The organism is Rhizobium ecuadorense (assembly GCF_001187535.1).
Classification (GTDB): domain Bacteria; phylum Pseudomonadota; class Alphaproteobacteria; order Rhizobiales; family Rhizobiaceae; genus Rhizobium; species Rhizobium ecuadorense.
In genome coordinates this window covers 102,378-127,125 of the sequence record NZ_LFIO01001733.1, presented here as the reverse complement: position 1 = coordinate 127,125, position 24,748 = coordinate 102,378, and the positions used below count along the sequence as shown (strand labels likewise).

Genomic DNA, 24,748 nt, shown 5'->3' with positions numbered 1-24,748 from the left:
GGCGGGTCTGGCCGGGTCAGATCAGCACGAAATCTTTGAAGTGCAGCGCCGCGGCATTGCCGAGATCCGCGATAGGGATTGCCGTGCCCGCCGCACTTCCATCCGCGTCAAAGGAGAGAATGCCGCTCGCCTGATCGTAGATCAGCTTGTCATCGGCCTCGAGCGCTTTCGTGCCGAGAACGAAATTCTCATCCGAAAATGCGGATAGGCTGAGCGCAGCGAAAATCGAATGGTCGAGCAGCAGCTTGTCGCCTGCCGCGGAGGAGAAATCCCGGATCTTGTCGACGCTGACATTGTCGGGTTTCACATCGAAGACGAAGCTATCGGCTCCGCCGCCGCCGGTCAGTATGTCTGCGCCGGCTTTGCCGAACAGCTTGTCGTTGCCGAGCCCGCCGACCAGCTGGTCGGCGCCTTTGCCGCCATTGATCGTATTGCTGCCGTCATTGCCGGTGAGGATGTTGGCCGTGTTGTTGCCTGTCGCGCTGAGATTGGCTGTTCCGGTCAAGGTGAGATTCTCGATCGTGCCGGCCGCGCGCTTCGTATCGGCCAGGCTGAAGGAGGTCGAAGCCTTGACGGTGTCCTTGCCGGACGCGTCCGTTTCATCGGCAACATCGCCCGCATTGTCGATCACATAGGTGTCATTGCCGGCACGCCCCGACATATGGTCGGCTCCTGTGCTGCCGTCGAGGATATTGTTGCCGGAATTGCCGACGAGCGTGTTCGCCAGGCCATTTCCGGTGCCGTTCAGATTGGCGGCGCCGGTCAGCGTCAGGTTTTCGACGTTGCCGATCGTATGCGTCGTATCCTTGAGGCTGAAGCTGATCGACGAAATCACGGTATCGGTTCCGCCGCCCCGGCTTTCGTCGACAATTTGAGTAGAGCTGCTCACGGTGAATATGTCGTCGCCCGTGCCGCCATAGAGATGGCCGGTGGCCGGCGGCGGCGTGCTGGCGGTGCCGCCACCGATGTCGATGATAACGGGATGGTCGGCGATCTCCACCGTCAGGGACGACACATTGCTGAGGCTCTTGATCGCGGTCGTCCCGCTCAACGGATCGAAAACCTTCACAGAGCCGAAGGAGGCCCCGAGATTGACCTTGACGCCTGTCGTCGCCGCCTGGATGGCCGTGTCGGTGGACTGGTTCCAGATATCGGGCTCGTTCCAGATGATGATCTGGTAGCTTCCGTCGGATTTCTCGGTAAGCAGGCTGCGGGCCGAGGATGGCATGCCGTCGATCGAGTAGTTGAGGGTCCCTGCGCTGAAGCTCGCCTTCGCAGCATTGTCGTCCGCCAGTATTTCCGTCAGATTGTGGATCCCCGTCGCAGCCGGCTTGGCGGAATAGTCGAGATGAAAAAGGCCGAAATGCTTTTCCTGATTGGCGCCCTGCGGATCGGAATAGGCGTCCAGCAGTTCGTAGATGAAGGTCTGCTTCGATCCCAGTGCCGCGCCGTCCATCAGCGTGTTGAGCACGAGTTTGCCTGCGTCGCTTCGCTGACGCCTTCCCAGCCGCCATTGGTGTCGGCGGTGAGCGAGGTGTGGTAACCGGTCTCGGTGATAACAAGCGGCTTGCCCGGATCGGCGGCGCGCTGAACGCCGGCTTCCCGGGAAAGCCACTGGAATGGCTGGTCGCCATCCTTCGCATAGGTGTGGATCGTCGTGTAATCCGAGGCGGAAGCGACCGTATATCCGGTGAAGCCGAGCACCGGGATGTTCTTCAGCAAGGGATCGGCATTGACGGCGGCATAGAGGTCCTTCTGATAGGCGACCGCTGCCGCCTGGCCGCTGAGGCCGTGATAGCTGACCGGCCAGTTGTTCACCTCGTTCGGCCCTTCGATGCCGACGATCGACCCCGGATGAACCTCAACGAAGGCATGCAGCCGCTGCGCCACCGTGGCGGGGTCGACTTCGCGCTGGGCGCTGAAGACGAATTGCACGCCGGCTTCGGCGGCATCGCCAAGATGGGTTTGACCGTTCGGGTCGGAAGCGGAATTGGGGGCGTGATCGCGAACCGTATCAAGGCCAAGATAGTCTAAAGCCTTAACAACGCCCCCCACATTGGAATATTTTCCGTCGGTGTAATCGATGTGCGTATCAATTCCGAAGGAGCGAATAATATCGTTTATTCTAACGGCTTGAGCCATGGTCTTCTCCCGGTTTACGACGGAATCGACTATGGGAATATATCCCCATTTGCTGTCGCCGATTCGATTTAGAGGAGGGCCGTGCAGGTGCTTGCCCGTTAACCATGATATGTTGTTCCGAATGTGGCCAGGTATCGGGCAGCAATTCGTGCGATGAGATCATCGATCTTTGCTTGCATTTTTCCGGTGGTCCGCCCAGATCATGCCTGAGTGAGACTGGCCGATGCATCTGGGGAATCCGATGACCGTCAATGTTCAGTTCCGGTTTCGCAACGGCCTGCCGTCGATGGCTCAAGGCCCGTCTTCGCGGCAGTTGCGACGAGCAGGGCCGCCCCTCGACCGATTGGGCATCGATGCTCCCTTCGACGACGGCTACTGGCTGCGCAGCGAACGGCTAGGGGGGATGGCCTTTGGTAGGAGGTCTTCAATACCGACGCCGGCGAAATATGGGGGCTGGAACATCGGCAATCGCGGCGAGAAGATCAGAGCCACAGCAGGAGCGCTGAACGCCGTATTGCCTGCGTCAGGTGTGTTGGTCTTCCGCAGGCTGTGATGGGAGGCGGGAGCGGTCAGGCAAAGCCGAGCGGCAGCTTGTCCAGTTTCCTGTCGGCGCCGTAGTCGCGCTCATGTGGCGAGCGGCGGCGGCCGTCGCGGCTGGAAAGATCGATCCGGTTTTCGGCAAAGACCCCATCGGGATAGGTACCGGTATCATGGCAATCGGCGTCGATCTTGCGAGCAAGGATTTTCAGGATCATCGGGGTTCCTCCGCGGCGCACCATCAACACTCGGAAAGGCCGCTTCGTTCCCTTTATAAATTCTGAATTATTAATAAATTAACCATAAGCGTCAACGAAAGGCCCAGCGGTTGCCAACGTTCGGGCACGCTCGTCAGCGCTGAAGGGCCTTGCCATGGAACTCACGGAGCGTGATTGCCGTTGATATCGATAAACACAGGAGGTTTCCATGCAGTTGATCGATACGCGAGTGACACAGGCCGGTGACGTCTTCACCGTCGAGTTCCTGGGCGAGGGAGGGGAATCGATCTCCGTCAGGATCGACAACTCTCATGGCGAACTTGACCACTCCACGGCCGTCGACCACGCCAAGGTGATGATGGTCCAGTTGACCAGCTTTCCGGGCGGGGAGGCGGATGGCAGCATCAACCGTTACGATGCCTTGAGCAACGGCAATTTCGACGAAGGCAGCAAGGGCCTGATCGGCCAGCCGAGCGCGCGTTCGAGCCATGACAGCCAAACGCTGGAGGAGGAACTCAACGAAGGTCTTGAGGACTCGTTTCCGGCAAGCGACCCCGTCTCGGCCACGATATCGTCCATTCCCGCCAACGCGCGACGGCACTGATCGCACTGCGTCCTGAATTTCAAATGCCGGCAAAGGCTGCCCGTTCCCCCGGGCAGCTTTCTTGTTGCATGACAATTGGATGTCAAAACTGAGAAACAGCTGAAAACATCAGATGTCTGATTGACATGGGAGCCTTCTAGAGAGGGCCCGAGAAGGGAGTGCGCAGGACGCGCTTCCCAGGTCTCGGAGACGCGCACCCATGAAAATCATTCAGATCACCGACACCCATTTCAGTCCCAACAAGCCGCATTTCAACGGCAACTGGGCGCCGCTTCTGACCTGGATCGAGGAGACCGGCGCCGACTTGATCGTTCATACCGGCGATCTCACCGTCGACGGCGCCGACAAGGATGAGGACATCACCTTCTCTATGGATCTGATGCGCCAGGTGTCGATCCCGATGCTGATCGTTCCCGGCAATCACGATGTCGGTCACCTCAAGGGATCGGACCAGCCCGTCAATGCCGAGCGGCTGGCCCGCTGGCGCAGTCTTGCCGGTGACGATCGCTGGCTGGAGGATGCTGCCGGCTGGCGTTTCATCGGCTTGAATTCGCTGCTGCTCGGCCATGAAGATGAGGAGGAAGAGGCCCAGTTCGAATGGCTCGCCAAGGCCCTCGAAGACAGGGCAGGGCGGCGCGTGGCGCTTTTCGCCCACAAGCCGCTGTTCGTCGATGCGCCTGAAGAAGGCGACACCGGCTATTGGAGCGTTCGCCCGGCTCAGCGCCGGCGCCTCTATGATCTGATCTCAGCCCATGACGTGGCGCTGTTTGCGAGCGGCCACCTTCACTGGGCCTGGCAGGGCCGCTTCGACAATACCCAGCTGACCTGGGGGCCGTCAGCTGCTTTCATCATCGACAAGATGGAGCGGCAGATGCCGGGCGAGCGCCTGATCGGCGCCGTCGTCCACGAGTTCGATACAGCGGTCGAAAGCGAGATCGTCGCCGTTCCCGGCATGACCGCACATGTGCTCGACGATGTCGTGCTCGAGGTCTATCCGCAGGCGGTCAAGCCGCGCGAGGCCGTCGAATGAGCGCGCTCTCGCTTCGCGGCATTACCAAGGCTTTCGGCGGCAACCAGATCCTCAATGGCGTCAGCCTCGATGTCGAGGCCGGCGAATTCATCGCTCTGGTCGGCCCTTCCGGCTGCGGCAAGAGCACGCTGCTGCGCGTCCTTGCCGGCCTCGACCATGCCGATAGCGGCGAGATCCTGATCGGCGGCCGGGATATGTCCGGCGTGGCGGCGGCTGACCGCAATATCGCCATGGTCTTTCAGTCCTACGCGCTCTATCCGCATCTGACGGCCTCCGAGAATATCGCCGTGCCGCTGGCGATGCGCCGGCTGTCGAGACTGGAACGGCTGCCTTTTATCGGATCGCTGATACCGGGCCAGCGCGCCACGCGTGCGGCGATTGCCCGCGACGTCAGGGAAATGGCGAAATCGCTGAAGATCGACCATCTGCTCGACCGCAAACCCGGCCAGATGTCGGGCGGCCAGCGTCAGCGCGTGGCGCTCGCCCGCGCCATGGTGCGCCAGCCGAGCGTCTTCCTGATGGACGAGCCGCTCTCCAACCTCGACGCCAATCTGCGCGTCCATGCCCGCGGCGAGATCGTCGACCTGCATCGGCGCGCCGGCGTGCCGACGCTTTATGTCACCCATGACCAGGCGGAAGCGCTGTCGATGGCCGACCGCGTCGCCGTGATGATGGGCGGCCGGTTGCTGCAGATCGCCAGCCCCGAGGTCATCTACGACGATCCGGCCCATATAGAGGTCGCCCGCTTCATCGGCCAGCCACGCATCAATCTGTTGCCGGCGGCGGCCGAAGGCGGCGTCATTGCTTTCGGCGGCTTGCGCCTGACACTTGAAAATGCACCCGACAGGAAGATGCCGGTCACGCTCGCCATCCGTCCCGAATTCGTCTTTCTGTCCAGGAACCGGCAAGACGGCCTTGCCGCCCATATCCAACGCGTCGAGTTTCTGGGATCCGAGGTCATTCTGCATTGCCGTCTCGATGCGGTCGGCGAGACTATTGTCGCCAAGGTACAACCGTCCGACGCCTCCGGCCTTACATCAGGTGATGCCGTGGGGCTTCGATTGTCGCCCGGCCACACGCTGATCTTTACCGAGGACGGCAGCCGGCTGGCCGGCAGCGTGGCAGCGGCTGATGCCGGGCTCAGCTCCGCTGATGCCGGCCCCGCTACTAGCGATGCCGCACGGGAGAGGGCGCATGGCTAGCGTCGTCTCCATGGCCGTGCCGCATGATTCCGCCGCTGCGCATCGGCGCAGCGAGGCCCGCATCGCCTGGATGCTGGTGCTGCCGGCGATAACACTGCTGTTTCTCTTCGTGCTCTTGCCGGTCGCCGCTGTCGTTGTGCTTGGCTTTACCGATTTCGAACTCGGCTACGGCAAGTTCCGTTTCGTCGGCTTGGAGAACTATGCGCACCTGATCACCGACCGCACCTTTCGCAAATCGCTGTGGAACACGACGGTCTATACGGCGATCGTGGCACCGGTCTCGATCCTGCTCGGCCTCGGCATCGCCATGCTGATCGAGAGCGAGACCGCGGCCCGCAGTTTCTTCCGCACCGCCTATTTCCTGCCGGTCGCCTCGCTGATCGTCGCCATGGCGACCGTCTGGCAATATATGTTCCACCCGACGATCGGTCCGATCAATGCCTTGCTGGCGCTTGCGGGATTGCCCGGCCCGAACTGGCTGGGCAGCTCCGGCACGGTGCTGTACAGCCTGTCGATCATTGGCGTCTGGCAATCGGCCGGCTTCAATATGGTGCTGTTCCTCGCCGGGCTGACGGCGATCCCGCGTGAGCTTTACGCGGCAGCCGAAGTGGACGGCGCCAGATCTTCCTTCGATCGCTTCCTCCTGGTGACCTGGCCGATGCTCGGGCCAACGACGCTCTTCGTCATCACCATCAGCATCACCAATGCGGTCAAGGTCTTCGAGACTGTGAAGACGCTGACCGAGGGCGGCCCCAACAAGGCGTCTGAGGTGCTGCTCTTCACGATCTACCAGGAAGGCTTCGTCTATCTGCGCGTCGGCTATGCCTCGGCGATGACGGTGGTGTTTCTGCTGATCCTCGTGGTGCTGATGTTCCTGCAGTACCGCATCCTCGACCGCCGGGTGCATTACACATGATGACGAGCGCTTTTTCCCTCGGCAGGGTCATCCGCCTGAGCCTGCTTTCCCTCGGTGCGATCATTTTCCTCGCACCTTACATCTTCATGATCTCGGCAGCCGGCAAGACGCAGAGCGACATCTTCACCTCGTCGCTGTCGCTGATTCCGGCGCATCTCGCCTATATCGAGAATTTCGCCAAGGCCTTGAGCCGGGTGCCGATGGCGCGGCTCCTGTGGAACGGCGTCGTCGTCTGCGGGCTGATTTTCTTCTTCCAGGTGCTGGTGGCGGTCCCTTGCGCCTACGCCATGGCCAAGCTGCGCTTCGGCGCGGCGCGGGCCATGATGGTGCTGGTCATGCTCGGCCTTCTCGTGCCGATCCACGCGACCGCGCTGCCGCTTTATGTCGCCTTCGACCGCGCCGCTCTGCTCAACAGTTATGCCGCTCTCGTCGCGCCTTTCACCATTTCGGTCTTCGCGATCTTCATGTTCCTGCAGTTCTTCCGCGCCGTGCCCGATGATCTCATTCATGCCGCCCGTCTCGACGGCATGTCGGAATTCGGCATCGTCGCCCGCGTCATCGTGCCGAATGCCTGGCCTGCGGTCACCGCCTTCGCCATCTTCTCGGTCGTCGCCCATTGGAACGATCTTTACTGGCCGCTGATCGTCATCAGCAAGCAGGACTATGCCACGCCGCCGCTCGGGCTGATGTATTTCCGCGCCGCCGAGGCCGGCGACGATTACGGCGCGCTGATGGCGGCGACCCTGATCATTACCCTTCCTCTCGTCGCCGCCTTCCTGCTTGCGCAGAAGCGTTTCGTCGAGGGCATCACCATGACCGGTCTCAAAGGCTGACCGGCTTCAACCAGGAGAACGAGCGATGAAACATATCACCCAGCTTCTCGCCGCAGCGGCCGTATCGATGGCAATCGCGCTTCCCGCGCATGCCGAGACGACGCTGACGGTTCATTACCCGATGCCGGGTTTCTTCAAGGACGTGATGGACACGATCTCGAAGAAGTTCATGGCGGAAAATCCCGATATCAAGATCCAGTTCGCCAGCCCCTCGGCGACCTATGAAGAAGGCATCCAGACGATCCTTCGCCAGGTCGGCACCAGCGAAATGCCCGATATCACCTTCATCGGCTTGAACCGCCTGCGCATGCTCGACGAACGCGATGTCGCCGTCGACCTTGGCCCGCTCGTCAAGAAAGACGGCAACATGGCCGAGCAGGGCTTCTCCGACACCATCCTCAAGCTCGCCCAGGTCAAGGGCAAGCAGGTGGGTCTCGCTTTCGCCACCTCCAACCCGATCATGTATTACAACGCCGATCTCGTGAAGGCGGCCGGCGGCAATCCCGACAATCCGCCGAAGACCTGGGATGAGGTCATCGCGCTCGGCGGCAAGATCAAGGCGCTCGGCAACGGCGTCGACGGCATCGATTTCCGCTGGCAGGGCGACGACTGGATGTTTTCGGCTCTGCTCTTCGGCGCCGGCGGCAAGATGCTGAGCGACGACGAAAGCAAGGTCGCCTTCAACGGTCCGGAAGGTCAGAAGGCCGTCGAGGTCCTGCACCGTCTGGTCACCGAAGGCGGCATGCCCGTCTTCACGAAGCCCGCCGGCGAACAGGCTTTCGCGGCGGGCAAGGTCGGTTTCGAGTTCCAGACCACAGGCGCGCTGCGCAACACCATCAAGAATGTCGGCAATAAGTTCGATCTGCGCACCGCCAAGATCCCGTTGATCGATCCGGTGAACGGCCATCTTCCCACCGGCGGCAACGCCGTTGTCATCCTGACGCATGACGCCGCCAAGCAGGATGCCGCCTGGAAGTTCGCCAAATTCGCCGCCGGCCCTTATGGCGCCTCGGTCGTTGTGCCCGGCACCGGTTATGTCCCGAACAACGAGCTTGCCGCCAAGTCGCCCGAATATCTCGGTGACTTCTACAAGCAGAACCCGCTGTTCCAGGCAGGCCTCAGCCAGATGCCGGTCATGATCCCCTGGCATGCCTTCCCCGGCTCGAACGGCGTCAAGGTCACCCAGACGATCGTCGACAATCTCTCGCGCATCGTCGACCAGTCGGCCGAGCCGAAGGAAGCGCTCGACGACGCAGCCGCCGATGTCGAAGGGATGCTGCCGCGCAGCTGACGCCTTCCTCAGCAGGAATAGAACAGGAGCCACCGCGCCGAACGCGGTGGCTCACTAGATTCGGAGGGCTTCAGATGGCCCGCACCGTACCGCCGCGGCGCAGCGTATAGGCGACATCGAGGTGGCGGGCAGGGGCGGCATTCTCCGCCATGTCGAGCAGCAGCGAGGCGGCCGTCGCCCCCATGCTGGCATCCGGCATTTCGATCGTCGTCAGTGGCGGATCGATCAGCCGGCCGATGGCGATGCCGTCGAAGCCGGCGACCGACACATCCCTGGGCACCGACAGCCCCTCGCGCTTCAGCGCGCCGATGACGCCGAGCGCCAGAAGGTCGTTGGAGGCGATGATCGCCGTCGGCGCAAGTGAGGTCATCGTTGTGCCGAGATCGAGCTGGTCATAACCGCCGACGAAGGGGATCTGCATGGCATCGAGCGGTGTCAGCCCGCTCTCGGCCATGGCGTCGAGATAGCCCTTGTAGCGAAGGCGCGCACGGTCGGAAGCGGCGAAATTGCCGGAAAGAAAGAGAATACGGCGATGGCCCATCCCGATCAGGAAGGTCGCGATCTCGCGGCCCGCGCCGCGATTGTCGGCGGTGACGGCCGCCGGAAACTGCGCGGTCGGCAGGTTGTTGAGCAGCACGGTCGGCGGCAGCCTGGCAAGCAGCGCCTCACTGGTCGACGGATCGCAGACAGTGAGAATCAGCCCGGTCGGCCGGTCGTTCAGGAGTGCCGCGACGGCATCGGCCTCGCGCGCCGGATCGTAATTCGACTGGGCGATCAACACGCCATGGCCCGCCACCAGCATACGGTTTTGAATGCTCGACAGCGACGAGGCAAAGACCGGATTGGTGATGCTTGGAATCAGCACGCCGATAACCGGCCGGCGCCCAAGCCGCCCAGCGGACGGGCCGGCGGGGCGATAGCCGAGTTCTGCGGCCGCACGGCGCACCTTGCGCACCATCAGGTCGCTCGCCGGTCCGTTGCGGTTGAGAACCCGGCTTGCCGTCGCCAGCGAACATCCGGCCCGGAATGCGACCTGCTGCAATGTCGCCATCGAAAACGCCTCCTGGTGACAGATAAGGCGCAATCCCTTAGGAGGCTTCGATGACATTGGTCTGACATTGCGTAAAGCGGCTGGCCAGAGTTTTCGCTTTCCGTCCATTCACACATGGAAGTTGAAGAAAAATGCAACCTGTGGAATAGTCGCATCAGTGCCTTTCACCCTTTTCATGCTGATCTCCCGGACAAGAATGTCTCACAAAATGGAATGCTCCGCCGCCTGGCGGTTTCTCGCGACGGTCGCTCTTGTCGCAAGCTTCGCGTCGTCGGCTTATGCGGGCACCCTGTCCACGTCCTGGCCACAGACGCAAAGCGACATTCAGGCCGACTCCAACGTCCATTTCGGCACACTTGCCAACGGCATGCGGTTTGCGATCATGCGCAATGCCACGCCGCCCGGGCAGGCCGCGATCCGCTTTCGCATCGGCTCCGGCTCACTCGAGGAAAACGACAATCAGCAGGGCCTAGCGCATTTTCTCGAGCACATGGCCTTCAAGGGTTCGACGCATGTCCCCGAAGGGGAGATGATCCGCATCCTGCAGCGCAAGGGCCTGGCCTTTGGGCCTGATACCAACGCCCATACCTCTTATGATGAGACGGTCTACGCACTCGATCTTCCAGAGGTCGATGCCGACACGGTTTCGACGGGCCTGATGCTGATGCGGGAGACGGCAAGCGAACTGAGCCTTGATGCCGGAGCTTTCGATCGCGAACGCGGCGTCATCCTGTCGGAGGAGCGGCTGCGCGATACGCCGCAATATCGCGCGGGGCTCGGAATCATGAATTCCTTGCTCGCCGGCCGCCGCGCGACCATCCGCGTCCCGATCGGCAAAACCGACATTATCAGCAATGCGCCTGTGGACCTCGTCCGTGATTATTACCGGGCCAATTACCGGCCCGATCGGGCAACGTTGATGGTGGTGGGCGATATCGACCCGGCTGCCATGGAAGCCCAAGTCCGGCAGCACTTCGGCGACTGGACGGCCGTAGGTCCGACGCCTGTAAAACCGGATCCTGGCACATTGGCGACGAAAGGCGAAAGCGCCGACGTCCTCGCTGTTCCCGGCGGCATGACCAGTGTACAGATCGCCTGGACGCGTCCTTATGACGCCGCGCCTGATACATTTGCCAAGCGCCGCACGCAGCTTATCGAAGATCTCGGCCTGTTGGTGCTCAAACGCCGGGTGAGCACCATTGCCAGCAAGGCGGATGCCCCTTTCATCAGCGCGGGCGCCGGCTCCCAGGATCTTCTTGATTCCGCACATATCGTCCTGATCGTGGCGAATTCCGAGCCGGATAAATGGCAGGCGGCGCTCACGGCCATCGACCAGGAACAGCGGCGTATCGAGGAGTTCGGCGTTGCGCAGGCAGAGATCGATCGTGAAATCCTCGAATATCGCTCGTTCCTCCAGGCTGCTGCGGCCGGAGCCGCGACGCGAACGACCACCGACATCGCTTCCATGCTGGCCAGCAGCGTCGATGACAATCAGGTCTTCACGTCGCCCGCCGAAGACCTTTCGCTGTTCGAGACGATCACGAAGGGCATCACGGCGGCCGAGGTCAATCAGGCGCTGCGGCATGCTTTCTCCGGCAACGGTCCGCAGGTCGTGCTGCAGACAGCCCAATCACCGCAGGGGGGAGCCGACGCGGTTCGGCAAGCCTATGATGCTTCAAAGGCCGTTGCCGTCTCGGCGCCATCCAGTGCAGCCGACATCGCCTGGCCCTACACCCATTTCGGCGAGCCGGGCGCCGTGGTCGAACGCCGCACCGTCGACGATCTCGGCCTGACCATGGTGCGTTTTTCCAACGGCGTGCGCCTTACCGTCAAACCCACCAAGCTGCGCGCCAACGAAGTGCTGGTGCGCGAAGATATCGGCCACGGCCGGCTGGACCTGCCGCAGGACCGTCCCGCTCCGATCTGGGCATCTCCGGCCGTCGCGCTGTCCGGCGTGAAGGCCATGGACTATCAGGATATCCAGAAAGCGCTGACGGCCAACATCGTCGGCATCGACTTCTCGGTCGGCGACGGTTCCTTCAAGTTCGACGGTCGCACCCGGACTGAGGATCTTGCGACGCAATTGCAGCTGATGACGGCATACACCTCCGATCCCGCCTACCGCCCTGAGGCATTCAAGCGGGTGCAGCAGGCCTATTTGAGTGGCCTCGATCAGTATCAGGCGACCCCTGGCGGCGTTGTCAGCCGTGATTTCGGAGGTCTCGTGCATTCCGGCGATCCGCGCTGGACCTTCCCCGATCGCGCCCAATTGTCCGCCGCCAAGCCGGAAGATTTCGAGGCGGTGTTCAGGCCTGTGGTTTCCGACGGCCCGATCGATGTCACCATCGTCGGCGACGTCACGGTGGACGACGCTATCCGGATAACAGCTGAAACCTTTGGCGCTTTGCCGCCGCGGCCGGAGGCAGCGCTGAGCAAGGATTGGGGTGACGTGCGTTTTCCCGCGGCGAGCAAGACACCCGTTTTGCTGACCCATAGCGGCAGGGCGGATAACGCTGCCGCCGCCTTCGGGGCTCCGATCGGCGATTTGCTCTCCGATCTGCCGCGGTCCTTCACCGCCAATATCGCCACCCAGATTTTCCAGAACAGGCTGATCGACCAGTTTCGTATTGCGGAAGGCGCAAGTTATGTCCTGGAGGGTGACGCGAACCTGTCACCGGAAATCCCCGGCTATGGCTACGCATTTTTCTACGTCGAGACGGAGCCGGCAAAGATCGCGCGCTTCTACGCACTTGTCGACGAGATCGCCAATAACCTGCGGTCGCAGGATGTCTCTCCAGACGAGTTCGCCCGCGCCCGGGGACCGATCATCGAGACGCTGAAACATCAGCGGCAGAGCAACGAATACTGGATCGAATATCTGCGCGGCGCTCAGACGGATTCGCGCCGTTTAGACCGGATACGCGACAATCTCAGCGGCTACGAAAGGGTCACCGCCGACGATATCCGCGCCTTTGCCAAGACTTATTTCAGCCCGGAAAGATTCTGGAAGTTCGAAGTGCTGCCGGCGGCGGTAAGATAGCCGCTTTGCCCCCCGGCGCCGTCGTGTGATCGCTCAGGAACGGCGTTTGACCAGGCACATATTCATCTCCGAGCGCAGCGTGAAGCCGAGCGCTCGGTAGAGGGAAATGGCGGACGTGTTTGCCGCACGGGCATGCAGATAGGCCGTGTCGCCGCCGGATGCGATTTCGCCGGCAACGAAGCGGAAGAGCAGGGTACCCAGGCCTCGCCCTTGGAAATCGGGATGGGTGCAGAGAGCTGTTCGAGAATCCGCCCGTCGAGATAGCCCAGCCGATGTCCGCGTCAGGCCGCATGTTTTCGGGACCCTAGAACCCTTCGGCTCAAGAGGATGAATTCCGCGGGATATGGCGAGCGCCGTAATTAAGCCCTCCCAAAAAGTTCTCAAAAATTTCCAAAGGGACTAAACAGGTCGGGATCGAATGCAGGAACTTCAGGAAATGACCGCCTCGTCTTCGTTTCTCGGCCTTCCCAATCGCCTCGCCGATGGGCGTTTGCCCCGCGCGGTGATTTTCGCTGCCGCCCATGGCAGCAACTATCCCGGCAAGGACAGCAGCGGTCATGCCTTGGCCGCCGGCGCCATCCGTGCTGCAAGCCAGGACGATGCCCCGCTCGTCGAGCACTGGGATTTTGATCTCGGCGGGCCGCTGTTCGGCGGCAAAGCGATCTCATGCATCGATGCCGGCGACGTCGAGACCACCATGCACGACAATATCGGCAACCGGGCCCGGATCGAGGCGAAGACGCTTGAGATCCTGGCATTGCCGGCCATACCGATCCTGCTCGGCGGCGATTGTTCCGTGACCATTCCCTTCCTGGCCGGCTTTGCGGCGCAAGGGCCGGTCTGGGTGCTGCAGATCGACGCCCATATCGACTGGCGCGACGAGGTCCATGGCGAACACCACGGCTATTCAAGCCCGATGCGCCGGGCGAGCGAGATGCCGCATGTCGCCGGCATGGTGCAAGTCGGCCTGCGCAGCGTCGGCAGCGCCCGCACCACCGAGATCGAAGCGGCGCAGCGCTATGGCAGCCGTTTCGTCACCGCTCGCGAGGTTCATGGCCAAGGCGTCGGCGCCGCCCTCCAGCATATTCCGGAAGGAGCGCAGGTCGTCGTCACCCTTGATTGCGACAGCATCGATCCCGGCATCATGCCGGGTGTGGCGGCGCGTACCCCTGGTGGCCTCACCTACACTGAGGTGATCGACCTGATCGCCGGCCTCGGCAAGCGGGCGAGGATTGCGGGATTCGACCTTGTCGAACTCTATCCTCCCGCCGACATTGATGGCCTGTCGGCGCTCACCGCCGCGCGGCTTCTCGTCAATGCGATCGGCGCCATCGTCCGGCAGGCATGAATCCAGCTTCTTGTTGCGAGCCGTTCACGATTTCGTTGTGCTTTCGATTTAGGCGGTATTGCCCAGACGCGGCTCTGTCCCGGCCAGCAGCCGCCGAACATTGGCGCGGTGGCGCACAATCACGTAAACGCCGCCTGCGATCACCAGCAATCGGTAGGGAAGCGGTTGCTCCAGACAAAAGACCAGGGCCATGGCCGCCAACGCCGCCAGCATGGAACTCAGGGAAACAATCCGGGAGATAGCCAGCGCAACGGCGAAAACCGTTGCCGCCCCCAAACCCACGGGCCATGACATCGCCAGCAACACGCCGAGCCCTGTCGCAACCGACTTGCCTCCGGCAAAATTGAGCCAGACCGACCGGCTATGCCCTAACAACACGGCAAGTCCCGCCAGGCAGACAGCCCAGGACGCCGAGCTTTGCAGATCCGCCGCCATCGGCGCCGTGCCTGACGAGACTGGCGAGAGCCAGGGGTAAAACCAGCGGGCAAAGACGATTGCTCCCACGCCTTTCTGCACATCGACCAGAAACACCATCGACGCCGGCCATTTGCCGAGCGTTCGCAATACGTTCGTTGCTCCGGTGGATTTGGAGCCATGCTCCCGGATATCTATGCCCTTGAGCAATTTGCCCGCCAGATAGCCCGTGGGTATGGAACCGAAGAGATAGGCGATCGCCAATCCAACCGTAGCCGCTATCCAGAAAACCATGTGTGTCACCTCGACGATCTATGTTTTGAAGAGCGTCCGCCTATATCGCGATGGGCCGCGCCGCCCGCCAGACCAGCGGCACCAGCACCAGGGCGACCGCCGGAAGCACGATCCAGTTGATTGTCTCCCAGCCGGAGCTGTGGAGAAGCGATCCGGCGGAGAAGGAGGCGCAGGCGACCGTACCAAAGACCACGAAGTCGTTTGCACCCTGCACTTGCTGCGTTCCGCCGGCGTATGGCAGTCGGCCACCATGGCGGTCGCACCGATGAAGCCGAAGTTCCAGCCGATCCCGAGCAGAACCAGCGAAAGCCAGAAATGGGAAATATCGAAGCCGGCGAGCGCGACGGCCGCCGAACTGCCGATGAGGAGGAGACCGACGGCCGCGACCCGCTCCTTGCCGAAGCGCACCATCAGCCGGCCGGTGACGAAGCTCGGGGCATACATGGCGAGGATATGCCATTGGATGCCCAATGCCGCCTGGTCGATCGAATGACCATGCCCGACCATCGCGATCGGCGACGCGGTCATCACGAAGGTCATCAGCCCGTAGGACACAACGCCGGTTGCGATGGCGAGGAGATAGCGCGGCGATGTCAGTATCTGGGCAAGGGGCCGCTCCGGGGTGCTTGCCGATGCATCAGCCGTCGGCGGCGTCGATGTGCGAAGCATGAGCAGCACCGGAAACGCCAGGGCAGCGAGAAACGCCTGGCTGAGGAAGCTCCCGGCGAAGGGAGTCCCCGGCAGCGCGTCGCGCGTCCAGATGACGAGTTGCGGCCCGATGATTGCGGCGATCAGGCCGCCAACCATGACACGGGCGATCGCCTTATGGCTCTGCGCCGCGGTGGCGTTGTCGGTCGCGGCGAACCGATAGCTCTGGACGTAAGAGGAATAGAAGCCTGCGAGGCAGGTGCCGAGACAGAAGACCGGAAAGCTGGAGAGCACGATCCCCAGCGCAGCGATCAGGCCGGAAACCATGCCGATCACCGAGCCCAGCAGATATCCGGGCTTGCGTCCGAACCGACGCATCACCCAGGCGGCAGGCAGGGTCCCGAGTGCCAGCCCAAGGCTGAGAAGGCTGACAGGAAGCGTGACCAGATCGGGATCGGTCGACAGATGCTGTCCGACCAGACCGCCGAGCGAGATGATGATCGGAGCGTTGGCGCCACCGAAGGCCTGCGCAACGGTGAGCACCCAGGAGTTGCGCTTTGCGGCTGCCGGGTCGGCCGAGGTTTGATGCATGACGTTCATCTGGAATCCATCTTCGACAGGATGTCGGCGACCGCGCGACCGGCAGCGACGACTGCCCCGGCGAGATAACCAGGTTCGGAAGGGCTTGTCTCGCTGCCGGCCAGGATGAGGCGGTCCTTCCACAAGCCAGACACCCATTGCGAATTCCCCGGCAGCGGATGGCCGCCACCGATACGATCGGCGGCGGTGGCTGTCAGCGGATCGGCTGCCCAGTCCTTCAACAGAACAGCCCGAGGCTTGAGAGCGGCGGGACCGAACAATTTGGAGAGCTGTGCCAGGCAGGCTTGTTTCAACATCTCTTCGCCGAGTGCTGCGCGCTGATCGGCGCCGACACCTGGGAAGCCGAAAAGGGCGGCCTTGCCCGAGGCGGTCGTCGCGTCATGGATTTCCACCAGCGGTCCCACCATGCTCTGCGCGGTGCCTGATAACCCGGCCGTTCGCCAGAAGGCTTCGTCGTAGACGGCGAAGAACTTGGCGTGCGGAGCCATCCACGTGGCGGTATCGCGCCACCGGGCAACGGTGCCGGGATCCTGTTCCGGACTGAAGCTTACGGTCGCTTCCAGCAGCCGGGGCGGGAGGGCGGCCACAACCTGCTCCGCCTGGAAGATCTCGAAATTTCCCTGGCCGCTTTTAACCGTCAGCTCGATCCCCGTGTCGGACAGGGCCATCGCCGTCACCGCCGTATCGCGGAGGACCCGGCCGGCGGGTATGTCGCACGCCAATGCGCGCACGGCCGATGCCGTGCCGCCGGAAAGCCGCATCGACTGCTGCTCCACCATCGTGGGCTGATAGCGCTGCGGCCTCTCCCGGGACATCCTTTCGATGATCACATCGCCCTCGCTGTTCTGCGCGAAGCAATGGAGGCCCAGTTCGCCGATCAGCGTCTCCATCGGCGGCTGCATCTGCGGCCAATACCAGGACGGGCCGAGGTCGAAGCCGTCTTCCGCCGGCAAGCCGGTTTCATCTGCCGTCAGAATGCGGCCGCCCAGCCGATCCCGCGCTTCGAGAACGATCACATCGACACCCGAAGCGTGGAGCGCGCGTGCCGCATAAAGACCGGCAAGGCCGGCACCGACGACGGCTACTCTGCATGCTTTCATCTCGCCTGTCCTCCATCGTCTGCCTGGTCGAAGCTGCAGACTTCGTCGTGAAGGAGAGGGGCCGACTTGTACCAGACCTTTGCGCCACGATCTCCCACCCGTGCGCGGAATGCTTGTCCCGCGGGAAGGCGCAACCAGCTCCAGCGTTCAAGTGTGTCGCCCGCCTGGGTCAGGCAGCCGTCGATCACCAGGAGTTCAAGTCCTCGCGGGTTGGCGAATTCGATGTCGGCATGCGCCTGCCAGTCCTCGAGCATCACACGCTCGTCCGCTCCATCGAAGAGGGTCGTTGCCGACGTGGCTGCGTCGCCGAGGCCGCCGCTCCCGCCCTCGCCGGGCAGGCGGACGATCCGTTCCCGGTCGCCTTGCTTGAATTGCCAGAGCTTGACGAGGATCACGCATCCGTCCGCACTTCCGGGTGCATGCCCCGTTCCGGGAGGATTTCGAACGTAGCTGCCGGTGGGGAAATCGCCGCTCTCATCCTGAAAGACGCCGTCCAGAACGAAGAACTCTTCGCCGCCCGGATGTTCGTGATGCGGGAACCGGCTGCCCGCCGCATAGCGCACGATCGAGGTGGCGCGGGCTTTTTCACCGCCGATGCGAAACAGCATACGCCGATCCACGCCTTTCGTGGGGCTCGGCATCCATTCGAGCCGCCCGGCATGGACGAGGGCGCGCTGGGAGAGGTCGTCGTTGAGCAACATGGTCAAAGTTCCGATCTGCCGCCATCGACGACGATCTCCGCACCGAGCATATAGCTCGACGTATCGCTGGCAAGGAAGCAGACAGCGGCGGCGATCTCCTCCGGCCTGCCCAAGCGCCCTATCGGCACCTGTGCGCCGACCCGCTCGGCATAGGCGCGGAACTCTTCCTCGGTCTGGTTCTTTCCGCGGTGAATGGGTGTCTCGATCGAGCCGGGGCTGACGGCGTTCACCCGGATCTTCCGGTCGATCAGTTCGGCCGACATCGTCCGCGCGAAGGAGCGAACGGCCGCCTTGGAAGCGGAAAGGACCGCCCGTCCAGGCGTGCCGACCTGGTTCAGCCAGGAGGTGTTGAGAATGATCGAACCGCCCTCGCGCATCAGCGGCAGGACAGCCTGCACCGTGAAGAAGACGCCCTTCACGTTCGCATCCATGATCTTGTCGTAGGTCTCTTCCTCCGCGGTCGCGAGCGGCGTGCCGAGCGCCACGCCGGCATTTGCGAAAAGAATGTCCAGCGCCCCGAACGCATCCTGAAGCTCCGTTCGTATGCGCTTCAGATCGTCCAGTAAGGACATGTCGGCACGGATCGCCACGACACCGCCGCCCAAATCATCCACGGCGCGATCGAGCTTTTCCTGCGATCGACCGGTAATCGCCACCCGCGCGCCGCCATCGCGCAATTGCCTTGCCGCCGCGAGACCGATCCCGCTCGAGCCGCCTGTGATCAACGCCGTCTTTCCCTGAAACATCACTCGCAAACCTCTCGTCTTTGCTCCAGGGTAGCGCAGGAGATTGCTTTGGCGAGGAAAACCGGCCATACCGCAAAGAAAGAAAAACTTTGTCGTGGGTGAGATGAGAGACCTGACCAGATTGAAGTCGCTGCAGGCGCTGGAGGCTTCCGCGAGACATGGCAGCTTCGTCGGAGCGGCAGCCGAGCTGGATGTCACGCCTCCTGCCGTCGGCCAGCTGGTCCGGTCGCTGGAGGATTGGGTCGGCTATCCGCTGTTTCGAAGAGGCCGTTCCGGCGCCGAAAGGCTGACGCCTGTCGACGAGGCGAAGGACGCGCTGGATGACATCGCCGAAGGGCTCGATCTTCTCGAAACCGGGCTGAGGAAGCTTCGCGGCAGGAAAGCCCGGTCGGTCGTGGTGGTCACGGCGTCCCAGGCGCTGGTTGCCAACTGGCTGCTGGCAAGATTGGACGACTTCTCGACGAGCTACCCGGCGATCGATGTCCGGCTTGATGTGTCGGACAGGGTCGTCGATCTCGCCCAAGGCGAGGCCGATATCGGCATACGCTGCGGTCTTGGTTCCTGGAAGGGTGTGAAATCGACCTTCCTCATGAGCGAAGAGATTATCGCGGTTTGCCACAATCGGTTGCTCCAGGCGGATCGGGAGGTGACCGCCGGCTGGATCGTCGAACAGACGCTGATCCATGACGGCACGCCGCATCCGGGTGGCGACTTCCCGGCATGGGCGGAATGGCTGGCCAGATCCGGCGCAAACCAGGTTCCGACAGACCGCGGGCTGAAGATCAATTCCACGGCGGCAGTGATCCAGGCTGCCGTCGCGGCGAGGGGCGTCGCCCTCGTGCGCAAGGCGCTCGTGGCGCAGGAACTCGACAGCGGCCGGCTGGTCCATCTGTTGCCGGATGTTCGCTGGCCTGTGAAGTGCGCGTATTACATCGTCGCAGCGCCAAAGGCGCTGCGACGGCAGGAGGTCGCAGCTTTTCACGATTGGCTGGCCTCGCGTCAGGGATAAGTCCCGAGGAGTGATCCCTGAACGCAAGATCGCTGGCGTCAAACAGCCATATTCGACGCTGCCGACATCACTTCCCGAGGCGCGGGAACGCCGAACATATGACGGCCGGCCTCCTCGACCTCGGTGAAACACCAGCGGATGACGCCGTCCCGATCGAGCAGGAATTCGCCAACAAGCTGGCCTTCGCCGGTAGCGATCATCTGCTTATCGTCCTCGGTGAATTCATAGTCATCCGCCTTGTCGAGAAATTCCATCGCCGCCATTGGGTTCATGGGCTCTGGAAGCTCGCCCGGCATATCGACGCGCATCGACATCACCGCATTCATGCTGACCTTATGCGGCCAGTCGTTCTCGGCTTCGGTGAACTGGAGCTGCGGCAGGCCGAAGGCCCTGTGCGATACCCGTTCCGGGTCGGAGGCCGCCAGCAGATTGGGAAGCGGATGATAGCGGAAATAGAGGCGGGCGCGCTCGATTGGGGTATTCACGACAGTCAGGCTGTCGATGCCTTTTTCCTGCAATGCATCGGTGAGTTCGGCCATGGCGGCGATCTGCCGGCGGCAGAAGGGGCAATGCAGTCCGCGGAACAACCCGACGAACACCGGTTTCTGGCCGCGGAAATCGTCGATGGCGATCTTGCCCTGGCGGGTAATCGCATCCAGCACCACGTTCGGCGCGCGATCTCCAGGCTGTAATGGTCTTTCCGAGTGGTTCTCCTGCATGTTTAGTTCCTCCCTTTATCTATCTGACTTGATTGGACTAACCGATCTTCAGAAGTTTGCACCATGAGGAAGGTCAGTCGAGAAACGGCAAAACGACGAGTGTGCCTGGATCGAGGTTGTGGCGGATGCACACATCCTGCGCCAGCGTGAAATACCGTTCCGCCTCGTCCATGTCGTCATGTTCGAGGCTCAGTGTCGCCAAGCCATCATAGCACGGAAAGAGCAGTTGCGGTTCGTCAATTTCCTTCGCAACCTCAAGGGCTTCCTCGTAATACTTACGAGCTAGCTTCGGCTGCCCGTGGCATTGATGAATCTGCCCGAGGACGATCAACGGCACGGACAGATGGTCGCGTTGATCGAGCGCCCGGTCGATTTCCACGGCCTTCTCCGCCGCCGGCACACCCTCGGCCGCGCAGCGATCGGTAAAGGTGCAGCAGGACACCGCGAGATTGGCGAGAAGGCGTGCCTGGAAGCCGAGATCGCCGATCCGGGTGGCGACCTCCAGCCCGCGCCGGCAGATCTTGATGGCGTTGGCTGGATCGACGATGGTGTAGAGAACGCCGAGATTGGAATAGGCGCGGCACGCCGCACTCTGCAGATCGGCCTTCTCGGCGACCGAAAGACTGCGCTCGACTTCCTGTACGGCATCGCGGCGGCGCCCGAGCCGCGCCAGCGCCGCACCCTTGGTGTTCAGCGCCTCGGCCATCGCGCGCGCGGCCTCCCGCCCGGCCTCGGTTGTTCCGTCTACCGGCAGCGTCTGCAGGCGTTGCAGCGCCTGTGTCGCCCACTCCGCGGCGGCGGCCTGGTCGCCCATGCGGAAGGCCAGATGGCCGCGCTCCTGCAGGAGATGCGCGTGTTCGACCGGCGCATCGATCGTCGCGATCAACGCTTCGGCCGCGGCGCAATGGGTCTCCGCCTGGTCGCGGCGCCCCGCGTCGAGATGCAGGCGGCCGGTCTTTCGCAGGATCCTTGCCGCGGCGATCCGATCGTCTTTGGTGCGGTGGATCGCCAGCGCCCGCTGATAATGGCTCAGGGCGGCATCGCGCCGGCCGGCGGGACCGCAGAGATCGCCAAGACGCTCCATCAGCGCCAGTTGCTCCGGCGTTACCTCCGGCGCGTCTGCGAAGGCGGCAAGGGCCTGATGGTAGAGGCGCATGGCATCGTCATTGGCGTAGGTCTTGCGCGCCAGATCGCCCGCCGCCATCAGATAGCCGGCGCCCTTGGCCTTTTCGGTGGTCAGGCTGAAGTGATGGCCGAGCTGCGTCAGATGCTCGGCCCTGTCGGGCGCCGCGCCGTATTGGCGTTCCAGAACCCGGCCGATCCTGAAATGAAGCTCCATGCGCCGCTGCAGCAGCAGATTATGGTAGATGACGTCGTGCATCAGCGTCTGGCTGAAGCGATAGCCCGGCGACCCGCCGGCATCCGGCCCGCGCAATTCCTCGATGATATTGGCATCGCAGAGATAATCCAGCGCCGCATCGACGGCGGCCGGGTCGGAAGTGACGGTGCGGAGCAGGGCGGTGTCGAACTTCGGCCCGACGACCGCCGCCTCCTGCGCCAAGCGTCTGATCTCCTGCGGCAGGCGATCGACGCGGGCAAGCAACAGCGCCTGCAGATTGACCGGGATATCGACATCGGTGTCGTCGGCCGCGACATGCCAGCGGTGGCCGTCATGGTGCAGCGTGCCCATGTCGATCAATCCGCGAAGGATTTCTTCGATGAAAAGCGGATTGCCGCCGGCGCGGTCGAGGATGCGTTTGCGCATCGCGACCGGCAGCTTGCCATGACCCTCGCCAAAAAAGGCAGCGAGCAGCTTCTGCCCATCGGCCGCAAACAGCGGGTCAAGACGTTGCACGGTGACGTTGACGCGATCGGAGTTCAGCGGGTCGGTCTGCGATGTCGGCCGGTAGATCGTAAGCAGCATCAGCCGGCTGCGTTCCAGCCGATCCATCATGAAGCGGAGCACTTCCAGCGAGGCGGCGTCCGCCCAGTGCAGATCCTCGATGACGAGCAGCAGAGGGCCTTGCGCCAGCCGCCGCTCGAAGACGGTGCGCACCGCATAAAAGATCTGCCGCCGCAACTGTTCCGGCTCGATGTGCCGTAACGCCCCATCGGGATCGCCGAGGCCGAGCACATGCAGAAAGAGCGGCAGAAGCCCCTCGACATCCTCTTGGCTGAGATCGAGAGCGCGGAATCCGGTTGTCAGCAGTTGCCGCGTCCTGTCGAGATCATCCCGCTCGCCGATGCCGTAAGCGCTGCGCACGACTGCGGCGAGCGTGCCATAGGACTGTTCGCCGAGCGGAGAGCAGGTGGCTTTGCGGATGGCAAGGCCCGGGAAACGGCCCGCGTCGCCGGCGGTTCCGACGAATTCGGCGACCAGCCGCGATTTACCGATCCCGGCTTCGCCGATCAGGCGGACGAGTTGTGCCGCGCCGCCGCAGGCGAGATCGAGGCAGGTCAGCAGCCGCGACAACTCGGCATCCCGTCCGATCATCGGTGCCTGAAGGCCGAAACTTTCGAGACCGCGCGCCGTATGCGGCGCTTCCAGCAACCCTGCCAGCCGATGGACTAGGACGTTTCCGCTTTTGCCGCGCAGCGTCTGCGCGCCGAGACTGTCGAAGGCAAAGGCATGGCGGGTGAGGCGATAGGTCAGCGGCCCGACGAGGATATCGTTTTCTCCGGCCATCGACTGCAGCCGCTGGGCGGTGTTCACCGTGTCGCCGGTGACCGAATAGGATTTGGTGCTGACCGCGCCGAAACCGCCGGTGACGACAGGTCCGCTATTGATGCCGATATGCAGACGCAACGGCACGCCGGCGCGGGGCTGCCAGCGCTCGCCGACCTCGGTCGCCCGACGGATCATATCGAGCGCGGCACTGAGCGCCCGGACCGGATCGTCCTCATGGGCAACCGGCGCACCGAACAGCGCCAGCAGCGCATCGCCGACGAACTTGTCGACGAAGCCGCCATAAGCCTCGACCGCCTGCGTCATCTCTTCGAACAATTCGTTCTGCAGCACCCGCATGATTTCGGGGTCGATCTGCTCGCTCAGCGTCGTGAAGCCGCAGAGATCGGCAAAGAGCACCGTCACCGGCCGCCGGTCAGCATCGCTGTCTGATTGGTGCGGTATCACCTCGATGCTTGGCTTCGGCGCAGGCTGGGCTTTGCCCGAGATCGACGCGCCGCATTTGGGGCAAAAGGCAAAATCGGGCTGACAGGGATTGCCGCAAGCGGCGCAGGAGAGGGGCTGCCTTGCCCCGCACCGCGGGCAGAAGGCAAAACCGCTCTGAATATCGAAACCGCAGCCGGCGCACTCCATCGCACGCGTCCCACGAAAGCCCGATATGTGGCGGCTATCCCGGCCGCACCGGCGGGCCTCAAAACTGAGGGCTAGCATGAACCTGTTGCTCCGTGCCCGCAAGCATCAAACAGGCGGGCGGAACGACGATCTCCGTCAGAATCCCCGGTCTCCCTGAGATCCGCGCCGGAGGTCAAACGACGTCACCTCGTCCCCGCAAGAAACTGCCGAAATCGTTCAGATTTCGGATGCGTGAAAAGCTCGGCAGGTGCCCCCGTTTCTTCGACGACACCCTTGTGAAGAAACACCACTTTGCTGGACACGTCCCGCGCGAAGGCCATTTCATGGGTTACAACAAGCATGGTCCTGCCTTCCTCAGCAAGAGAACGCATGACCTTGAGCACTTCGCCGACAAGTTCGGGATCAAGCGCGGAGGTCGGTTCGTCAAACAGCATTACCCTCGGCCGCTGTGCAAGTGCGCGAGCGATCGCGGCTCGTTGCTGCTGCCCGCCGGACAGGTGCGCGGGATAAAAGTTTCGCTTGTCCGCGATACCGACACGTTCGAGCAGAGCCTCAGCTTCCGCGATACATTCCGCGCGGTTGCGTTTCTGCACGTGTACCGGCGCTTCGATCACGTTCTCCAGGATGGTCATATGCGACCAAAGGTTGAAACTCTGGAATACCATGCCGATGTGTTCGCGCATCCGGTCGACTTGCCTGCGGTCAGCCGGCTCGGTTCTATGCCCGGCTTTCTTCAGAGCATACATCTCGCCGCCGATGCGAATTTCTCCGCTGTCGGGGACTTCGAGCATATTGAGACATCTGAGCATCGTCGATTTTCCGGAGCCGGATGAACCGAGAATGGAAACTACCTCTCCTTCATGTGCTTCGAGAGAGACTCCCTTCAAGACTTCCAATGGGCCAAAGCATTTGCGAAGATCCTTGACCGAAACGGCAGCGCTTTTGTCTTTGTTGTCGCTGGCCAAAACTGTTCCCCTGTCAGACAT

21 protein-coding genes and 2 pseudogenes are annotated in these 24,748 nt (G+C 62.6%); 10 read left to right on the top strand and 13 right to left on the bottom strand.

Features of this window, described 5'->3' with window-relative positions; genetic code table 11:
* Positions 1 to 16: 16 nt before the first annotated feature.
* Both AF337_RS33820 and AF337_RS46600 read right to left on the bottom strand, forming a co-directional pair.
* Positions 17 to 1,471: a calcium-binding protein gene (locus tag AF337_RS33820; protein WP_425287913.1), complete on the bottom strand. Its 1,455-nt coding sequence runs from the start codon at positions 1,469 to 1,471 to the stop codon at positions 17 to 19.
* Positions 1,456 to 2,142, bottom strand: a complete 687-nt coding sequence (locus AF337_RS46600) for a hypothetical protein (protein WP_425287912.1) — start codon at positions 2,140 to 2,142, stop codon at positions 1,456 to 1,458. Before AF337_RS46600 ends, AF337_RS33820 begins: the two co-directional genes overlap by 16 nt.
* Before the next feature lie 241 nt (positions 2,143 to 2,383).
* Here AF337_RS46600 and AF337_RS45880 point away from each other — a divergent pair, with 241 nt between their 5' ends.
* Positions 2,384 to 2,695, top strand: coding sequence for a hypothetical protein (locus AF337_RS45880; protein WP_244471364.1), 312 nt, complete (start codon positions 2,384 to 2,386; stop codon positions 2,693 to 2,695).
* A 16-nt stretch (positions 2,696 to 2,711) separates the two neighbouring features.
* Here AF337_RS45880 and AF337_RS33810 read toward each other — a convergent pair whose 3' ends face one another.
* Positions 2,712 to 2,897, bottom strand: coding sequence for a hypothetical protein (locus AF337_RS33810; protein WP_049735473.1), 186 nt, complete (start codon positions 2,895 to 2,897; stop codon positions 2,712 to 2,714).
* Between the two features lie 208 nt (positions 2,898 to 3,105).
* On the opposite strand from AF337_RS33810, the gene AF337_RS33805 reads away from it, so the two are divergent.
* The 6 genes from AF337_RS33805 (at position 3,106) to AF337_RS33780 (ending at position 8,773) form a co-directional block, all read left to right on the top strand.
* The gene (locus tag AF337_RS33805) at positions 3,106 to 3,501 is read left to right on the top strand and encodes a hypothetical protein (protein ID WP_049735472.1); all 396 of its coding nucleotides are present in this window, start codon (positions 3,106 to 3,108) and stop codon (positions 3,499 to 3,501) included.
* A gap of 199 nt (positions 3,502 to 3,700) precedes the next feature.
* Complete coding sequence (locus AF337_RS33800) at positions 3,701 to 4,531, top strand: metallophosphoesterase family protein (protein ID WP_049735471.1); 831 nt, start codon at positions 3,701 to 3,703, stop codon at positions 4,529 to 4,531.
* A complete protein-coding gene (locus AF337_RS33795; RefSeq protein ID WP_049735470.1) occupies positions 4,528 to 5,733 on the top strand; it encodes an ABC transporter ATP-binding protein in 1,206 nt (401 codons plus the stop codon). The genes AF337_RS33800 and AF337_RS33795 overlap by 4 nt, the downstream gene beginning before the upstream one ends.
* Positions 5,726 to 6,649, top strand: coding sequence for a carbohydrate ABC transporter permease (locus tag AF337_RS33790; RefSeq protein WP_049735469.1), 924 nt, complete (start codon positions 5,726 to 5,728; stop codon positions 6,647 to 6,649). The genes AF337_RS33795 and AF337_RS33790 overlap by 8 nt, the downstream gene beginning before the upstream one ends.
* Positions 6,646 to 7,482, top strand: a complete 837-nt coding sequence (locus tag AF337_RS33785) for a carbohydrate ABC transporter permease (RefSeq protein ID WP_049735468.1) — start codon at positions 6,646 to 6,648, stop codon at positions 7,480 to 7,482. The genes AF337_RS33790 and AF337_RS33785 overlap by 4 nt, the downstream gene beginning before the upstream one ends.
* A gap of 25 nt (positions 7,483 to 7,507) precedes the next feature.
* Positions 7,508 to 8,773, top strand: a complete 1,266-nt coding sequence (locus AF337_RS33780; protein WP_049735467.1) for an ABC transporter substrate-binding protein — start codon at positions 7,508 to 7,510, stop codon at positions 8,771 to 8,773.
* 70 nt (positions 8,774 to 8,843) lie between these two features.
* On the opposite strand, the gene AF337_RS33775 is transcribed toward AF337_RS33780, so the two are convergent.
* On the bottom strand, positions 8,844 to 9,824 hold the full coding sequence (locus tag AF337_RS33775) for a substrate-binding domain-containing protein (RefSeq protein ID WP_049735466.1): 981 nt from the start codon (positions 9,822 to 9,824) through the stop codon (positions 8,844 to 8,846).
* A 196-nt stretch (positions 9,825 to 10,020) separates the two neighbouring features.
* Between AF337_RS33775 and AF337_RS33770 the strand changes: the two genes are divergently transcribed.
* The gene (locus AF337_RS33770; protein WP_049735625.1) at positions 10,021 to 12,864 is read left to right on the top strand and encodes a M16 family metallopeptidase; all 2,844 of its coding nucleotides are present in this window, start codon (positions 10,021 to 10,023) and stop codon (positions 12,862 to 12,864) included.
* Positions 12,865 to 12,897: 33 nt separating this feature from the next.
* Here the strand turns inward: AF337_RS33770 and AF337_RS41300 are convergent.
* A pseudogene (locus AF337_RS41300) lies at positions 12,898 to 13,104 on the bottom strand (GNAT family N-acetyltransferase); the annotation flags it as partial.
* A gap of 196 nt (positions 13,105 to 13,300) precedes the next feature.
* Between AF337_RS41300 and AF337_RS33765 the strand changes: the two are divergent.
* Positions 13,301 to 14,212, top strand: a complete 912-nt coding sequence (locus tag AF337_RS33765) for an agmatinase (protein WP_049735624.1) — start codon at positions 13,301 to 13,303, stop codon at positions 14,210 to 14,212.
* A gap of 48 nt (positions 14,213 to 14,260) precedes the next feature.
* On the opposite strand, the gene plsY is transcribed toward AF337_RS33765, so the two are convergent.
* The 5 genes and pseudogenes from plsY to AF337_RS33740 form a co-directional block, all read right to left on the bottom strand.
* Positions 14,261 to 14,920 (bottom strand): glycerol-3-phosphate 1-O-acyltransferase PlsY, encoded by a 660-nt coding sequence (plsY, locus tag AF337_RS33760; RefSeq protein ID WP_049735465.1) that lies wholly within the window; start codon positions 14,918 to 14,920, stop codon positions 14,261 to 14,263.
* A 40-nt stretch (positions 14,921 to 14,960) separates the two neighbouring features.
* Positions 14,961 to 16,168, bottom strand: a pseudogene (locus tag AF337_RS33755) (MFS transporter).
* A complete protein-coding gene (locus AF337_RS33750) occupies positions 16,165 to 17,268 on the bottom strand; it encodes a flavin monoamine oxidase family protein (protein ID WP_049735464.1) in 1,104 nt (367 codons plus the stop codon). Before AF337_RS33750 ends, AF337_RS33755 begins: the two are co-directional and overlap by 4 nt.
* Positions 17,265 to 17,969, bottom strand: a complete 705-nt coding sequence (locus AF337_RS33745) for a cupin domain-containing protein (protein ID WP_049735463.1) — start codon at positions 17,967 to 17,969, stop codon at positions 17,265 to 17,267. The genes AF337_RS33750 and AF337_RS33745 overlap by 4 nt, the downstream gene beginning before the upstream one ends.
* A 2-nt stretch (positions 17,970 to 17,971) precedes the next feature.
* Entirely contained in the window at positions 17,972 to 18,715 is a 744-nt protein-coding gene (locus tag AF337_RS33740) for an SDR family oxidoreductase (RefSeq protein ID WP_049735462.1), read from the bottom strand.
* A 103-nt stretch (positions 18,716 to 18,818) separates the two neighbouring features.
* Here AF337_RS33740 and AF337_RS33735 point away from each other — a divergent pair, with 103 nt between their 5' ends.
* On the top strand, positions 18,819 to 19,724 hold the full coding sequence (locus AF337_RS33735) for a LysR substrate-binding domain-containing protein (RefSeq protein ID WP_049735623.1): 906 nt from the start codon (positions 18,819 to 18,821) through the stop codon (positions 19,722 to 19,724).
* Positions 19,725 to 19,762: 38 nt separating this feature from the next.
* On the opposite strand, the gene AF337_RS33730 is transcribed toward AF337_RS33735, so the two are convergent.
* The 3 genes from AF337_RS33730 to AF337_RS33720 form a co-directional block, all read right to left on the bottom strand.
* Positions 19,763 to 20,443: a peroxiredoxin-like family protein gene (locus AF337_RS33730; protein WP_049735461.1), complete on the bottom strand. Its 681-nt coding sequence runs from the start codon at positions 20,441 to 20,443 to the stop codon at positions 19,763 to 19,765.
* Positions 20,444 to 20,516: 73 nt separating this feature from the next.
* A complete protein-coding gene (locus AF337_RS33725; protein WP_049735460.1) occupies positions 20,517 to 23,762 on the bottom strand; it encodes an adenylate/guanylate cyclase domain-containing protein in 3,246 nt (1,081 codons plus the stop codon).
* A 182-nt stretch (positions 23,763 to 23,944) separates the two neighbouring features.
* Positions 23,945 to 24,748, bottom strand: coding sequence for an ABC transporter ATP-binding protein (locus AF337_RS33720; RefSeq protein WP_049735459.1), 804 nt, complete (start codon positions 24,746 to 24,748; stop codon positions 23,945 to 23,947).

Bases quoted from the DNA above. Each gene is read 5' to 3' on its own strand.
- AF337_RS46600 (WP_425287912.1), bottom strand. From the start codon at position 2,142: ATGGCTCAAGCCGTTAGAATAAACGATATTATTCGCTCCTTCGGAATT.
- AF337_RS45880 (WP_244471364.1), top strand. From the start codon at position 2,384: ATGACCGTCAATGTTCAGTTCCGGTTTCGCAACGGCCTGCCGTCGATG.
- AF337_RS33810 (WP_049735473.1), bottom strand. From the start codon at position 2,897: ATGATCCTGAAAATCCTTGCTCGCAAGATCGACGCCGATTGCCATGAT.
- AF337_RS33805 (WP_049735472.1), top strand. From the start codon at position 3,106: ATGCAGTTGATCGATACGCGAGTGACACAGGCCGGTGACGTCTTCACC.
- AF337_RS33800 (WP_049735471.1), top strand. From the start codon at position 3,701: ATGAAAATCATTCAGATCACCGACACCCATTTCAGTCCCAACAAGCCG.
- AF337_RS33795 (WP_049735470.1), top strand. From the start codon at position 4,528: ATGAGCGCGCTCTCGCTTCGCGGCATTACCAAGGCTTTCGGCGGCAAC.
- AF337_RS33790 (WP_049735469.1), top strand. From the start codon at position 5,726: ATGGCTAGCGTCGTCTCCATGGCCGTGCCGCATGATTCCGCCGCTGCG.
- AF337_RS33785 (WP_049735468.1), top strand. From the start codon at position 6,646: ATGATGACGAGCGCTTTTTCCCTCGGCAGGGTCATCCGCCTGAGCCTG.
- AF337_RS33780 (WP_049735467.1), top strand. From the start codon at position 7,508: ATGAAACATATCACCCAGCTTCTCGCCGCAGCGGCCGTATCGATGGCA.
- AF337_RS33775 (WP_049735466.1), bottom strand. From the start codon at position 9,824: ATGGCGACATTGCAGCAGGTCGCATTCCGGGCCGGATGTTCGCTGGCG.
- AF337_RS33770 (WP_049735625.1), top strand. From the start codon at position 10,021: ATGTCTCACAAAATGGAATGCTCCGCCGCCTGGCGGTTTCTCGCGACG.
- AF337_RS33765 (WP_049735624.1), top strand. From the start codon at position 13,301: ATGACCGCCTCGTCTTCGTTTCTCGGCCTTCCCAATCGCCTCGCCGAT.
- plsY (WP_049735465.1), bottom strand. From the start codon at position 14,920: ATGGTTTTCTGGATAGCGGCTACGGTTGGATTGGCGATCGCCTATCTC.
- AF337_RS33750 (WP_049735464.1), bottom strand. From the start codon at position 17,268: ATGAAAGCATGCAGAGTAGCCGTCGTCGGTGCCGGCCTTGCCGGTCTT.
- AF337_RS33745 (WP_049735463.1), bottom strand. From the start codon at position 17,969: ATGTTGCTCAACGACGACCTCTCCCAGCGCGCCCTCGTCCATGCCGGG.
- AF337_RS33740 (WP_049735462.1), bottom strand. From the start codon at position 18,715: ATGTTTCAGGGAAAGACGGCGTTGATCACAGGCGGCTCGAGCGGGATC.
- AF337_RS33735 (WP_049735623.1), top strand. From the start codon at position 18,819: ATGAGAGACCTGACCAGATTGAAGTCGCTGCAGGCGCTGGAGGCTTCC.
- AF337_RS33730 (WP_049735461.1), bottom strand. From the start codon at position 20,443: ATGCAGGAGAACCACTCGGAAAGACCATTACAGCCTGGAGATCGCGCG.
- AF337_RS33725 (WP_049735460.1), bottom strand. From the start codon at position 23,762: ATGGAGTGCGCCGGCTGCGGTTTCGATATTCAGAGCGGTTTTGCCTTC.
- AF337_RS33720 (WP_049735459.1), bottom strand. From the start codon at position 24,748: ATGTCTGACAGGGGAACAGTTTTGGCCAGCGACAACAAAGACAAAAGC.